Genomic DNA, 14,816 nt, shown 5'->3' on the forward strand with positions numbered 1-14,816 from the left:
GTGTTAAGCCTGTAGCTAGCGTTCATCCTGAGCCAGGATCAAACTCTTCATTGTAAAAATTTGTATCTTTTACTAGATAATCTAGAAAAACTAGATTAACTAGAAGTTATCTGTCTCAGAACAACTATCCAAATTCAAGAAATTGAAACGGTTTGTTCATTTACCCAAGTACTTCGAAAAGTACTTGCTTCTTGTACTACTTCTGTCTATGTAAATCTTTCAAAGAACTCTTTCTTTTAGTGTTTGTCAGGTGGTGTTCCTGATTTGCGGGTGCAAAGGTACTGCTTTTTTTGAAACTACCAAAACTTTTCGAGAGAAATTTTCATTTTTCATGCATTTTTTTGGTTGCTCTTGACGAATATCAATCGCAAAAACGGCTTCACATTATTATATATTATATAGAGACCAGAAATACGACCTTCCATCTCCCTCCCATCTCCCTTCCATCTCCCTTCCATCTCCCTTCCATCTCCCTTGCTACGTTAATTTCTGATAATTGTTTTGTTGTTTAAGGGATTTAGCGTACTTTTGCATTAACAAAAGAAGTAAAACCGTAAAAAAGAAAAAAGTAAAATGAAGAAAGTAATGGTTGGAATTGCTGCTTTGGCATGCATCGCAATGACAAGCTGCGGCAATATGGGACAGGTACTTGGCGCCATGACCAATGGTACTGGTGTAGTTAATGCCATCACAAGTGTTATCGGTCTTGATAAGGTAAAACAACAAAATCTGATTGCCACCTGGAAGTATGCCGGTCCTGGCTGCGCATTTACCAGCGAGAACCTGTTGGCCAAAGCTGGTGGTGAAGTTGCAGCCGTACAGATCGAAGAGAAACTACTCCCCTACTATCAGCAGGTTGGTCTCTCTGCCAATAACACCTATATTACCTTTAACGAAGATGGCACCTTCTCTTCAAAAATTGCCGGCACCCCATTCAACGGCAAATACACTTTCGACGAGGCTACACAGAAAATATCATTAAAAGGATTACTGCTCTCGATGAACTGCTATGCCAAGAAGGAGGCTAACGGTATTTCAATCCTGTTCGAAGCCAAGAAGCTGTTGACTGTTCTTCAGACCATGTCGGCCATGAGCGGTAACAAAGATTTGCAAACAATTGGCGATTTGAGCAAAAATTACGATGGCGTGCGTGTTGGATTCGATTTGAAACGGTAAAATTTGCAAATATATGCAGAAATATTTGGTCGGTTGCGAAATTTTGTATAATTTTGCAACCGATTTCTGAATAAATATACTGAGATGAAAGTAAAGACCAACAGATTAGAAGCCCTGAGACTGATCATATCAAGTCAGCAGTTAGGAAGCCAGGACGAATTGTTGAACGCCCTCCAGAAGGAAGGTTTCAAACTGACGCAAGCCACACTGAGTCGCGACCTGAAGCAACTAAAGGTTGCTAAAGCCGCCTCGATGAGTGGCAACTACGTGTATGTACTGCCCAATGAGACCATGTACAAGCGAGTCAGCACTCCCAACAGCATTCGTGAGATGATGAAGGTACCTGGCTTTATCAGTATCAACTTTTCGGGCAACATGGGTATCATCAAAACACGCCCAGGCTACGCCAGCTCGATTGCCTGGAACATCGACAACAGTGATGTGCCTGAGATTCTTGGTACTATTGCTGGCGATGACACCATATTCATTGTAATTAAAGAAGGCGTAAAACATCAGGACGTGGTAGAAGCCCTGACTGATGTTGTGCCAAACATGAAATAAAGAAGAAAGACATGGAAGAAGAAATTGAAGTCTTGGTAGCAGGACCTGAGCACGAGAAGTATGTAGACACTATTCTCGACACCATTGCAGAGGCTGCGAAGGTACGTGGTACAGGTATAGCCAAGAGAACGCATGAGTATCTGGCCAAGAAGATGATGGAAGCCAAAGCTGTCATCGCCCTGACCAAAGATGGTAGATTTGCAGGATTCAGCTACATCGAGACTTGGGAGAATCAGCAATATGTAACCACCTCGGGACTGATTGTACATCCCGACTTCAGAGGTAAGCATATTGCTAAGCGCATCAAGGACATGACTTTTACACTGGCAAGAACCCGTTGGCCACACGCCAAGATTTTCTCGTTGACCAGTGGTGCTGCAGTAATGGCGATGAACACCGCATTAGGCTACCAGCCAGTGACCTTTGCCGACTTAACCGACGACGAGGCATTCTGGAAAGGTTGCGAGGGTTGTTGCAATGTTGACGTTCTGCATCGTACAGGTCGCAAATACTGCATCTGCACAGCGATGCTCTACGATCCAACAGAACATCTGCCAGCAAAGATCTCTGACGATGTACTGGAGAGAATACGCAAAATTGATTCTGTAAGTGAATAATGAAGGTTCGATACGAAGTATCAATAGTAAATAATATAAAGCAACAAAGATATGGCAAACAAGAAAGTAGTAGTCGCATTTTCAGGAGGTCTTGACACCTCTTACACCGTTATGAAACTCACCCAGGATGGCTGGGATGTATATGCAGCCTGCGCCAACACAGGTGGTTTTAGCGACGAGCAGTTGAAGAAGAACGAGGAGAACGCCTTTAAACTGGGTGCTAAGGCTTATGTAACCCTCGATGTAACCCACGAGTATTACGAGAAATCGTTGAAGTATATGATTTTCGGAAATGTACTGCGTAACAACTGCTACCCCATTTCTGTATCAAGCGAGCGTATTTTCCAGGCCATCGCCATCGCCCGCTATGCCAAAGAGATTGGTGCCGATGCCATCGCCCATGGTTCAACCGGTGCCGGTAACGATCAGATTCGTTTCGACATGACCTTCCTCGTCATGGCACCAGGCGTAGAGATTATCACCCTGACCCGCGATAAGAAACTGACTCGTAAAGAAGAGGTTGACTATCTGAACGAGCACGGATTCTTTGCTGATTTCACCAAACTGAAGTACTCATATAACGTAGGTATCTGGGGCACCAGTATCTGTGGTGGCGAATTGCTCGATCCCACACAGGGACTGCCAGAAGAGGCTTACCTGAAGCATGTTACTGCCAAGGAGCAGGAAGCACTGCTGAAGATTCAGTTCGACAAGGGTGAGATTGTAGCCGTAAACGACGAGAAATTCGACGATAAGGTGAAGGCCATCCAGAAGATTGAGGAGATTGGTGCCAGCTATGCTATCGGTCGTGATGCCAATGTTGGTGACACCATCATCGGTATTAAGGGTCGAGTAGGTTTCGAAGCTGCAGCTCCCAAGCTCATCATCGAGGCTCACCGTCTGCTGGAGAAGTCAACGCTCTCCAAGTGGCAGCAGTACTGGAAAGATCAGGTTGCCAACTGGTATGGCATGTTCCTGCACGAGAGTCAGTACCTGGAGCCAGTGATGCCCGATATCGAGGCTATGCTTACCTCTTCGCAGCGCAACGTTACTGGTACAGCAATCCTGAAGCTTCGTCCTTACGGATTTGAGACTGTTGGTATCGACAGTGCTAACGACCTAACCAAGAGCAAACTGGGCGAATACGGTGAGACTCAGACTGGTTGGACAGCCGACGAGGCCAAGGGCTTCATCAAAGTTAGCTCTACCCCACTGCGTGTATACTACGGCATCCACAAGGACGAGAAAAGATAAGAATCACAGATTACACGGATAAATACCGATTTTATGATAAAGATTGGAATACTTGGTGCAGCAGGCTACACAGGCGGCGAACTCATCCGCTTGTTGCTGAACCATCCTGAAGCAGAGATTGTGTTTGCCAACTCGGAAAGTAATGCTGGCAATCTGGTATCGGATGTGCACGAAGGTATGATTGGTGACACCGATCTGAAGTTTACCAGCGAGATGCCTTTCGACAAGGTAGATGTGGTATTCTTCTGTTTCGGTCATGGTAAGAGTGAAGCGTTCCTGAAGGAGCACACCATCCCTGCAAACGTAAAAATCATCGACCTGGCACAGGACTTCCGCATCAAAGGCGATCACGACTATGTATACGGTCTGCCCGAGATTAACAAGGAGGATATTATGAAAGCCCAGCACCTGGCTAACCCAGGATGCTTTGCTACTTGTATCCAACTCGCTCTGCTGCCAGCCGCTTATCTGAATCTGCTGAAAGAGGATGTGGCTGTGAATGCCATCACAGGTTCAACCGGTGCCGGTCAGAAGCCTGGTGCCACCACACACTTCTCGTGGCGTAACAACAACCTGAGCATCTACAAGCCCTTCCAGCACCAACACATTGCCGAGATTCGTCAGTCGTTGAAGCAGATCCAGGGCTATCTGGATGCTGACATCGACTTTATCCCCTATCGTGGCGACTTTGCCCGTGGCATTTTCTGCACAGCAGTCATCAAGACACCAGCTCCAGTAGAAGATGTGATCGAGGCGTACAAGGACTTCTATAAGAATGCAGCCTTTACCCACTATAGCGACAAGGCTATCGACCTGAAGCAGGTAGTAAACACCAACAAAGCTCTGGTACATGTAGAGAAATACGGCAACAAGTTGCTCGTTACCTCTGCTATCGACAATCTGTTGAAGGGTGCTGTTGGTCAGGCTGTACAAAACATGAATATCATGTTCGGCATCGACGAGACTGCCGGACTGAAACTTAAAGCATCAGCTTTCTAACAATTAAAAGAAAGGAAACGACATGAAACTATTCGACGTTTATCCATTGTTCGATGTGAACATCGTAAAGGGAAAAGGTTGTAAAGTGTGGGACGACAAGGGTCAGGAGTATCTTGATCTTTACGGTGGACACGCAGTTATCAGCATTGGCCACTCACACCCCCATTATATTAGTAAGGTAACAGAGCAGTTGCAGAATATCGGATTCTACTCTAACTCTGTTATCAACAAGCTTCAAGTACAACTGGCAGAGCGTTTAGGCAAGATCTCAGGCTACGACGATTATCAGTTATTCTTGATTAATTCTGGTGCCGAAGCTAACGAGAATGCCCTGAAACTGGCCTCGTTCAAAACCGGCAACACCCGCGTGCTGAGTTGCGAGAAAGCTTTCCATGGTCGTACCAGTCTGGCTGTCGAGGTAACCAACAATCCCAAGATTGTGGCTCCTATCAACGACAACCACCACGTACGTTTCCTGCCTTTGAACGATTTGGAGCCCTGGGTTCGTGAGTTGTCGAAAGGTGGCGTAGCCGCTGTTATCCTGGAGTGCATCCAGGGTGTAGGCGGTATCCAGATGGCCACACCAGAGTTTGCTCAGGGATTGGCTTACGCTTGTAAGCGTTATGGCGCCGTACTCATCTGCGACGAGATTCAGTGTGGCTATGGCCGAAGCGGAAAATTCTTTGCCCACCAGTGGTTAGGCATCAAGCCCGATATCATCACCGTTGCCAAGGGTATCGCTAATGGATTCCCCATGGGCGGTGTGCTGATTTCACCAGAGTTCGAGCCTGTTTACGGACAGTTAGGCACCACCTTTGGTGGTAACCACCTGGCTTGTGCTGCAGCCTTGGCTACGCTCGATGTATTTGAGAACGAAGGTCTGGTAGAGAATGCCCGCGTGGTGGGCGACTACCTGATGGAGGGCATCCGCAACATTGGTAGTTCACACATCAAGGAGGTTCGTGGTCGCGGTCTTATGATTGGTATCGAACTCGACATGCCACACGCCATGGTACGTAAGCCACTCATCAAACATGAGCATTGCTTTACCGGTTGTGCAGGTCAGAACATTCTGCGTTTGCTGCCACCACTCTGTCTCACCAAGGCAGAAGCCGACGACTTTATCGAAAGACTGATTAGAGTAAAACCCGAGGAATTATGAAGATTTCAGTAATAGGCGCAGGCGCCATGGGTGGCGCTACCGTCGAAGGTCTGATAAAAGGCCATCAGTTCAAGAACGAAGATATCACCGTAAGCGATCCTTCGCAGGCGGTTGTAGATAAGTTTGCCAAGTTAGGTGTTAACGTAACTACCGACAACCAGCAGGCTGCCAAAACAGCCGATATCGTTTGCGTGGTTGTAAAACCTTGGTTAGTAGAGCGTGTGCTCACCGACATCAAAGCCGAGCTCGACCCCAAGAAGCAACTCCTGATTGTGATTGCCGCTGGCGTTCCTTCAGCAAACATCAAGGAGTGGTTAGGTTCCAACTGCCCCCCACTTTTCCTGGTTATTCCAAACATCGCCATTGCCCAGTTGGCTTCGATGACCTTTATCGTACCTTGCGATACTACCCAGCAGCAGACAGAACTGATTCAGGGTATCTTTAACGATATGGGCACATCGCTCCTCACCGACGAGCAGCACCTGGCATCGGGTACCACGCTGGCCAGTTGCGGTATTGCTTATGCCATGCGCTATATCCGTGCGGCAGCCGAAGGTGGTGTAGAGCTAGGCTTCAAGGCCGATGATGCTAAGAAGATTGTAATGCAGACCATGAAGGGCGCTGTTGAACTGCTGGAAGCCAGTGGTATGCACCCCGAAGCTGCCATCGATCTGGTTACTACTCCTGGCGGTTTAACCATCAAGGGCCTCAACGAGATGGAGCATGCAGGTTTCACCTCTGCAGTTATCCGCGGTCTTAAAGCAGGACTCAAATGAAACGACTCCTTTATATTCTGCTTGTCTTATGCCTAAGTCTTACCGCAACGGCGCAGAACAACGCTAACGCCCGCCAAGCCAAGCGTGTGTTCAACACCGCTTGGAACCATATCTATGGTAAGGAGGGCGTTACATTCCATTATAAGATAGACATTCTTCACGTATACAAAGAAGAAGGCACCTCATGGAATAAAGGCGACAAAGCCAAGTCGGAATATAAGGACTCCAAGATGTGGAACGACGGTAACCTCAAATACATCCTCCGAGAAAAGAAAGGTATCGTAGAGATTCACGACCCTAAAGTAAACAAGAAGAACGAGAAGTTGCAGATGTTCAAGTTCGAACCCGACAGCTACAACTACTCTATCGCCAAAGATCCAGATGGTTTGCTGGTCACCCTCCAAGCCAAGCCAGATGCCAAGGTAAAGATGAAAAAGATAATTGCCCTGCTCAATCCAGGCAATTACTATCCCAAGAAGCTACGAATAAAAGTTAGCATTTTCTGGGCTACCATCACTTTTTCAAACTTCCAGTCTGGCAATATCGACGATAGCATTTTCGTCTTCCCCAAAGAAAAATATGCGAATTACAAAATCATAGATGAACGATAAATAACATAGAACACATGGACGAGCAATTAAAGCAAATAGGAGAACGCCTTCGCGGTTTGCGCGATGTTCTCGACATTCCAGTAAGCGAGATGGCCGAGACAATCGGTATCGACTCAGAAAAGTACGAGAAGATTGAGAAGGGTGAGCTTGATATCACCATCTCAAACCTCATGAAGATAGCCCACAAGTATGGTGTATCAGCCGAGGAGCTGATGTTTGCCGAGGCACCCCATATGAAGTCGTACTTTGTGGTACGTAAGGGACAGGGCATGAGCGTTGAGCGCACCAAGGCTTACAAGTATCAGAGTCTGGTAAGTGGTTTCGTAAACCACCAGGCTGATGTATTCATTGTAACTGTTGAGCCTAAGCCAGGCGCACGCACCATCTACAAGAACACCCACCCAGGACAGGAGTTCAACATGGTACTCGAGGGTAAGATGGAACTCTTTATCGGTGGTAAGACCATCATTCTCGACGAGGGCGACAGCATCTACTTCGACTCATCAAAGCCCCATGGTATGCTGGCAGTAGGCGACAAACCTGTGAAATTCCTCGCCTTTACAGTCGAATAGAAATGAAGAATTGAAAGATTGAAGAATAAATTTATGGTAGAAAGATTTTTAAAGCAGACACATTTCGAGTCTGTAGAGGATTACAATAAAAATCTGGAGTTTATCATTCCAGAGAACTTTAACTTTGCCTACGATGTGATGGATGCGTGGGCAGAGGAGGCACCCGAAAAGTTAGCATTGCTCTGGACCAACGACCAGGGCGAAGAGATACGTACCACCTATGGTGAGTTAAAGGAGCAGAGCGATCAGGCAGCATCATACCTGATGTCGCTGGGTATCGGTAAGGGCGATCCCGTCATGCTCATCCTGAAGCGTCACTACGAGTGGTGGGTAATCATGTTGGCGTTATGTAAGATTGGTGCCATTGTGATTCCTGCTACCCACATGCTCACCAAGCACGACTACGTCTATCGTAACACACGCGCCTCAGTAAAGGCCATCATCTGTGCTGATGACGACTATATCATCAGTCAGATCAAGCTGGCCATGCCTGAGAGTCCTACGGTAAAGCAATATATCACACTGCGCGACGAGGAAGGTTTCCACAACTGGAAGACAGAATGGCAGCAGGCCCCCAAATTCGAGCGTCCTGCTTTCGTTAATAACAACGAAGACACCATGATTATGTACTTCACCTCTGGTACCAGCGGCGAGCCAAAGATGGTGGCACACGATTATCTGTATGCCATGGGCCACCTCACCACAGGTGTATTCTGGCACAACCTGCATGAAGGCTCACTCCACCTCACCGTAGCCGATACCGGTTGGGGTAAGGCTGTATGGGGTAAGTTCTACGGTCAGTGGTTTGCCGGTGCTACCGTGTTCGTATTCGACCACGAGAAGTTTAATGCCGACACCCTGCTGCGCCAGATGGAGAAATATAAGGTTACCAGTTTCTGTGCACCTCCCACCATCTACCGTTTCATGATTCGTGAGGATTTGAGTAAGTATGACCTGAGCAGTCTCCAGTATTGCTGTACTGCAGGCGAGGCTCTGAACCCCGCGGTATATGATAAGTTCTACGAAAAGACAGGCATCCGCATGATGGAAGGATTCGGTCAGACCGAAACCACCATGACCCTCGGTACCTTCCCTTGGATGACACCCAAACCCGGTTCGATGGGTATCCCCAATGCTCAGTACAATATCGACCTGCTGCGTGCCGATGGAACTTCATGTGAGGATGGTGAGAAAGGTGAGATTGTGGTACGCGTAGGCGATAAGAAGCCTATCGGTTTGTTTAAGGGTTACTACCGTGATGAGGAGAAAACCCGCGAGGCCTGGCACGATGGCATCTATCACACCGGTGATATGGCTTGGCGCGATGAGGACGGTTACTACTGGTTCGAAGGTCGTATCGACGATGTAATCAAGAGCTCAGGTTACCGCATTGGCCCGTTCGAGGTTGAGAGCGCCCTGATGACTCACCCTGCCGTAGTTGAGTGCGCCATCACAGGTGTACCCGACGATATCCGCGGTATGGTGGTAAAGGCTACTGTTGTACTCGGCAAAGAGTGGAAGGACAAGGCTGGTGACGATCTCGTTAAGGAACTGCAGCAGCACGTTAAGAAGGAAACAGCGCCTTACAAGTACCCACGTATTGTGGAGTTTGTTGACGAACTGCCAAAGACCATCAGTGGTAAGATTCGTCGCGTAGAGATCCGCAAGAAAGACGCGGAGAAATAGTGAAGAATGAATATGAATAGTTATGGCTGCACATAATGAGTTAGGAGAATGGGGCGAAAACCAAGCCGCTGAATACCTACAGCATCATGGCTATCGTATTATAGAACGCGACTGGAAGTCGGGGCGTCGGGATATCGACATCATCGCCACAGACGGTAACGAAGTGGTATTTGTTGAGGTCAAAACCCGTCGCAACCGATTGTTCGGTGACCCTGAAGAGGCTGTCGACTACCGTAAGTTACAGAATCTCCGTCTGGCCATCAACCACTACATCAAGTATCGCCGTATCAACAGCGATGTCAGGTTCGACATTATTACTGTAGTTGGCACGATAGGTCAGCAACCAGAAATAGATCACATCAAAGATGTACGATTATATTAGAAGATGAAGAAAAGAATTGTTATCAAAGTAGGTTCGAACGTACTGACACGAGCCGATGGCAAACTGGACGTCACCCGCATGTCGGCGTTGGTCGATCAGATAGCTTGGTTGCGCAAGCAGGATATCGAGGTGATCCTTGTTACCTCGGGTGCCGTAGCCTGCGGTCGACGCGAACTCACAGTCGACCACTCGCTTGATTCGGTTGAACAGCGCCAGTTGTTCTCTGCTGTCGGTCAGGTAAAACTCGTAGGTCTTTACTACGACTTGTTCCGCGAGTTTGGTATTCACGTTGGTCAGGTGCTCACCATGAAGGAGAACTTCCAGCCAGGCGAGCAGTATCGCAACCAGCAGGCATGTATGACGGTGATGCTGGAGAACGATGTTCTCCCCATCGTTAACGAGAACGACACCGTATCAGTTACCGAGCTGATGTTTACTGATAACGATGAGCTCTCGGGCCTCATCGCACAGATGATGAAGGCCGATTCACTGATTCTGCTCTCTAACATCGATGGTATCTACACCGGTCACCCTGATGATCCTTCATCGGAACTGATACAGACCGTTGCACCTTGCACCGACCTTTCAAAATATATCCAGAAGGAGAAGAGTGCTTTCGGACGTGGTGGTATGCACTCAAAATACCACACGGCCAGCAACATACAGTCGGCAGGCATCCATGTTATCATTGCTAATGGTACCCGCGATGATATCCTGATCGACTTGATTGAAAGACCTGATTCAACACCTCACACTGAATTCCTAACATAATAGAGCTATGCAACTCAAAGATACATTCGAGCGTGTAAAACGTGCCAGCAAGAGTCTGGCTCTACTTACCGACGAGCAGCGCAACGAGATACTCAATGCCGTTGCCGATGCTATCATTAATCATAAGGCAAGAATCCTGGAGGCAAACACCCAGGATTTGGCAAAGATGTCGAAAGACAATCCGTTGTACGACCGTCTGCAACTCACAGATAGTCGTTTGGAGGGTATTGCTTCCGACATGCGCAACGTAGCCACCCTTCCCTCACCATTGGGACATGTCACCAAACAGAAAACGCTACCTAACGGACTACGTCTATGTCGTGTCAGTGTGCCCTTTGGTGTGATTGGTATGATTTACGAGGCGCGCCCTAATGTTACGTTCGATGTATTCTCGCTCTGCTTTAAGAGCGGTAATGCTTGCATACTGAAAGGTGGAAAGGATGCCGACTGCAGTAACCGCGAGGAGGTTGCACTCATTCATGAGATATTGGAACAGTTTGGTGTATCCAAAGATGTGGTTGCCCTGCTGCCCGCCACTCATGAGGCCACAGGCGAGATGCTGAATGCTGTAGGATATGTAGATCTCTGCATTCCACGTGGCGGCCGCAAGCTGATTGACTTTGTGCGCGACACAGCCCGCATACCTGTTATCGAAACAGGTGCCGGTGTGGTAAATACCTATTTCGATGCAGAGGGCGACTTAGAGATGGGATGTGCAATCATTAACAATGCCAAAACCCGTCGTGTATCTGTTTGCAATGCACTCGACTGTCTGCTAGTACACCAAGATCGACTAGTAGATCTAGCAGATCTAGTTAAGCCTTTAGCCGACAAGCATGTTATCATCTATGCCGACAAACAGGCATACCAAGCCCTCGATGGCAATTATCCTTTCTTGGAGCCAGCCACCGACGACAGTTTCGGAACCGAGTTTATGGATTATAAGCTTGCTATCAAGACTGTTGCTTCGCTTGACGAAGCTCTCGACCATATAGACCAGAACGGCAGCGGACATAGCGAAGCTATCGTTACGATGAACGAACAAACTGCCCGTAAGTTCCAGGCTCATGTTGATGCAGCCTGCGTTTACTGGAATGCCCCCACCTCGTTTACCGATGGTGCTCAGTTCGGTCTTGGTGCCGAGATTGGCATTTCTACCCAGAAGCTAGGCCCCCGTGGCCCTATGGCACTTGAGGAGATTACCACGTTCAAGTGGCTTATCGAAGGTGAAGGACAGATACGTCCATAGGTTATATATAAGGAGGGAACAAAATGAAAAGAAACATTACTATATACCTACTATTCTTTGTGCTGCCACTTATAGTGGCGGCCCAAAGTCATCAGACCGAACTTGATCGGTTGACAAAGGAGATGTACCGTCTGTACTCCTCACACGAGGTTGAGCAGTTCATGAATATCACCGACCAACTGAAAGACGCTTGCCAGAAAGCGAAAGACGAAGATCTCTACTACCGGACCTGGGCCAACCAGGCCTCCTTTGCATTTTCAAAAATCAGCAGAGACAAAGGCATTGAGATAGCCAAGGCTCTGAACGAGTATAGCCAGCAACACGACAGCAAACTAGGTATATACTATTCGTCACTCATCACAGCCAGCCAGTCCAGCATCCTCAGGATGGAAATACAGGCTGAGCAGAATTACTTAAAAGCCTTAAAATATAAACAATCTTTTTTGCCCCATATCAATGCCGCTCCGGCCTATTTGGGACTAGCAAAAATCTATCACAATCGCAGAGACCAGAAGAAAGTGCTCGAAATGGCCGACAAAGCCTTGAAAGAACCCAACCTCACAGGACCTTCGATTGTAGATGCATGGAGTTATCGATGCATCGCAGCCATGTATCATCAGGGAGCCAATCAAAAAACAGAGTTGAACAAGGCTTACGCGGAATGGAAAAAAGTCTCAGAGAAGTATCATTACCGTTCGCTCTTTGCTAACGATATTGAAATCTACCATGCCCGTGTTAACGGCGACTACGAGAAAATGCTCGAATTGGCCCAAAAAGTGAAGTTGCCCCAAGAACGAGCCCAGTTTATCTCTTACGCTTACGAATGGTTGGGGAAATGGGAAGATGCCCTCAAATACTTCAAAGAGTATAAAAGGGTTAGCGACTCCATCAACACGGCCGACATACGTAAGCAATCGGCAGAGCATACCATGCAGATGGACATCATCCGAGCCGAGAACGAAGCAAAGAAATTGAAGTTGCACAACCAGGAACTACGTTTGGAACGCCAAACCAACGAACTGGAACAAGAACGCTTGGAGAAAGAAGCATTAGATCTGACACTTAAGAATCGCGACATTGAGTTGCAGCATGCAGCAACGCTTCTGAAGAATGACAGCCTTGACCGTCACGCACAACAGCTAAAACTAAGCGAATACCAGTCGAAGCTGGAAGCGCGACAGAGTAAGGAGAAGACAGAACGCATCACCCTCTGGGCAGCCATCACTGTTGGTCTACTCATCATCACTTTCCTATGCATCTATCTATATCGCCGCAGTCGCCACATGAAGGATCTGACTGTTGCCTACGACAAACTGGAAACAGCCTATGAACAGCTTGAACAAACCACAGCTGCCAAGGAGCGCATTGAGAGTGAGCTGCGTATTGCCCGCGAAATTCAGATGTCGATGGTGCCACACGAATTCCCCAAGCGTCCCGACCTGGATCTCTACGCCTCGATGAACCCAGCCAAGGAGGTTGGTGGCGATCTATACGATTATCTGCTTGAAGATAACATCTTATATTTCTGTTTGGGCGATGTATCTGGAAAAGGAGTGCCTGCCTCACTATTTATGGCCCAGACCATCCGTCTGTTCCGTGCCCTGGCAAAGCAGCACATGATGCCAGCCTCCATAGCCACACGCTTGAATGATGAACTAACAGAGAAAAACGACAACGGCATGTTTGTCACGATGTTTATCGGACAGCTGAATCTTACCAACGGCCAACTCCATTTCTGTAATGCCGGGCACAATCCCCCTGTCATCGGAGGCGATGAGCAACAAGGTTCATTCCTTGAGATGGAGTCGAATGCCCCTATCGGTCTATGGCCGGAACTTGAATATATCGGCGAGGAGATTGCATCCATCAAGGGGCGTCCTCTCTTCATTTATTCCGATGGACTTAATGAAGCCGAGAACATCAAGCTGGAACAGTTTGGCGACGAGCATATGCTAGATATACTACGGCATACAAAATTCAAAGACGCCCGCCATGTAGTAGAACTGATGGAAGCCGAAGTGGAGCGCCATCGTAATGGTGCCGAACCTAACGACGACATGACCATCATGTGCCTCAAAGCATTAAACATTAAGGATTAAACATTGAACATTAATAAAATAAAGATATGAACTGTAATAAAGAAAATGAATATAGTTAACGATAATTAGCACTTAGTGCTGATTCGTACCCTCTCATGGGGGCTTCTCGCCCCCACACCCCTCGGTGTTTTCAGGTATTAGATTTTTCAAACCTGATACACTTTGGAAAAATGCAGGAGTTACTTTTTTGAAGATATGTAACCATCAACATAGGGTTTCTCCTGAGTGACAACGGCAAAAGCCTGACGGATGAGTTTGTTAGCCACAGCTATGACAGCGACTTTTCCAGGCTTGCCATTAGACCGCAAACGGTCATAACAGGCTCTGCATTCAGTGTTGCATCTCAGAGATGCGAATGCTGCCACATAGAGCTGACTCCTTAAAGAAGAGTCCCCGTTGCGGTTGATGTGACCTTTGAAATTGACTGAAGTACCGGACTGCTGATAAGTCGGCGACAATCCCAAATGACGGGTGAGTTGCTTGGCATTATCAAAGTAAGTGAAGCCGCCAGTGGCCATGATGAGTGCAGCTGCAAGCGTTATACCTATGCCTTTTACAGAGGTGAGTAAATCCATCTGCTTCTTGTATTCAGATTTGGCAAGAGATGTAAGATCTTCTTCTAGGTCTTTGATCTGCTTCTCAAGGAAAGCAATGGTCTTGTCAATAGACTTCTTGCACTTGGCATCAAAGAACGGCAGCACCTCCATGGAGCCTTTGAGGTTCCTTGTGGCAATGAGTTGTTTCTTGAGCTGGCGGATGACTGTACGCTTCTGCTTTAAGGTGAGAATGGCATCACTGCGGAGCTTGTATGGCGCAGGTTGCATTTTCTCTCCATAGAGAGCAATCAGACGGGCATCTATCTCATCCGTTTTGACGGTAGATAGCATTGCACGAGCAAAGT

Annotated in this window: 15 protein-coding genes; 14 read left to right on the forward strand and 1 reads right to left on the reverse strand. The window is 47.5% G+C overall.

Features of this window, described 5'->3' with window-relative positions; genetic code table 11:
- Positions 1-573 precede the first annotated feature (573 nt).
- From T500_RS0114195 to T500_RS16565, 14 genes are all read left to right on the forward strand, one after another.
- Positions 574-1,176: a DUF4923 family protein gene (locus tag T500_RS0114195; protein WP_028908656.1), complete on the forward strand. Its 603-nt coding sequence runs from the start codon at positions 574-576 to the stop codon at positions 1,174-1,176.
- 84 nt (positions 1,177-1,260) lie between these two features.
- Entirely contained in the window at positions 1,261-1,737 is a 477-nt protein-coding gene (gene argR, locus T500_RS0114200) for an arginine repressor (protein ID WP_013064565.1), read from the forward strand.
- Positions 1,738-1,748: 11 nt separating this feature from the next.
- Positions 1,749-2,354, forward strand: a complete 606-nt coding sequence (locus T500_RS0114205) for a GNAT family N-acetyltransferase (protein ID WP_013065362.1) — start codon at positions 1,749-1,751, stop codon at positions 2,352-2,354.
- A 51-nt stretch (positions 2,355-2,405) separates the two neighbouring features.
- A complete protein-coding gene (locus T500_RS0114210) occupies positions 2,406-3,608 on the forward strand; it encodes an argininosuccinate synthase (protein ID WP_013063102.1) in 1,203 nt (400 codons plus the stop codon).
- Between the two features lie 33 nt (positions 3,609-3,641).
- Entirely contained in the window at positions 3,642-4,607 is a 966-nt protein-coding gene (gene argC / locus T500_RS0114215; protein WP_028908657.1) for an N-acetyl-gamma-glutamyl-phosphate reductase, read from the forward strand.
- Between the two features lie 22 nt (positions 4,608-4,629).
- Positions 4,630-5,769, forward strand: coding sequence for an aspartate aminotransferase family protein (locus T500_RS0114220; RefSeq protein ID WP_028908658.1), 1,140 nt, complete (start codon positions 4,630-4,632; stop codon positions 5,767-5,769).
- Entirely contained in the window at positions 5,766-6,545 is a 780-nt protein-coding gene (locus T500_RS0114225) for a pyrroline-5-carboxylate reductase family protein (protein WP_028908659.1), read from the forward strand. Before T500_RS0114220 ends, T500_RS0114225 begins: the two co-directional genes overlap by 4 nt.
- Positions 6,542-7,156 (forward strand): hypothetical protein, encoded by a 615-nt coding sequence (locus tag T500_RS0114230; RefSeq protein WP_028908660.1) that lies wholly within the window; start codon positions 6,542-6,544, stop codon positions 7,154-7,156. The genes T500_RS0114225 and T500_RS0114230 overlap by 4 nt, the downstream gene beginning before the upstream one ends.
- Positions 7,157-7,170: 14 nt before the next feature.
- The gene (locus T500_RS0114235; RefSeq protein WP_028908661.1) at positions 7,171-7,728 is read left to right on the forward strand and encodes a helix-turn-helix domain-containing protein; all 558 of its coding nucleotides are present in this window, start codon (positions 7,171-7,173) and stop codon (positions 7,726-7,728) included.
- 33 nt (positions 7,729-7,761) lie between these two features.
- Positions 7,762-9,414 (forward strand): AMP-binding protein, encoded by a 1,653-nt coding sequence (locus T500_RS0114240; RefSeq protein WP_028908662.1) that lies wholly within the window; start codon positions 7,762-7,764, stop codon positions 9,412-9,414.
- A 22-nt stretch (positions 9,415-9,436) separates the two neighbouring features.
- Positions 9,437-9,796, forward strand: coding sequence for a YraN family protein (locus T500_RS0114245; protein WP_028908663.1), 360 nt, complete (start codon positions 9,437-9,439; stop codon positions 9,794-9,796).
- A 3-nt stretch (positions 9,797-9,799) separates the two neighbouring features.
- Positions 9,800-10,567, forward strand: a complete 768-nt coding sequence (gene proB / locus T500_RS0114250) for a glutamate 5-kinase (RefSeq protein ID WP_028908664.1) — start codon at positions 9,800-9,802, stop codon at positions 10,565-10,567.
- Between the two features lie 7 nt (positions 10,568-10,574).
- Positions 10,575-11,816: a glutamate-5-semialdehyde dehydrogenase gene (locus tag T500_RS0114255; protein WP_028908665.1), complete on the forward strand. Its 1,242-nt coding sequence runs from the start codon at positions 10,575-10,577 to the stop codon at positions 11,814-11,816.
- A gap of 23 nt (positions 11,817-11,839) precedes the next feature.
- Entirely contained in the window at positions 11,840-13,915 is a 2,076-nt protein-coding gene (locus tag T500_RS16565; protein ID WP_051612092.1) for a PP2C family protein-serine/threonine phosphatase, read from the forward strand.
- 179 nt (positions 13,916-14,094) lie between these two features.
- On the opposite strand, the gene T500_RS0114265 is transcribed toward T500_RS16565, so the two are convergent.
- On the reverse strand, positions 14,095-14,816 hold a 722-nt coding region (locus tag T500_RS0114265; protein ID WP_028908644.1), incomplete at its 5' end, for an IS110 family transposase.

Origin of the sequence: Xylanibacter ruminicola Ga6B6 (genome assembly GCF_000687715.1) — a bacterium.
GTDB classification, from domain to species: domain Bacteria; phylum Bacteroidota; class Bacteroidia; order Bacteroidales; family Bacteroidaceae; genus Prevotella; species Prevotella ruminicola_B.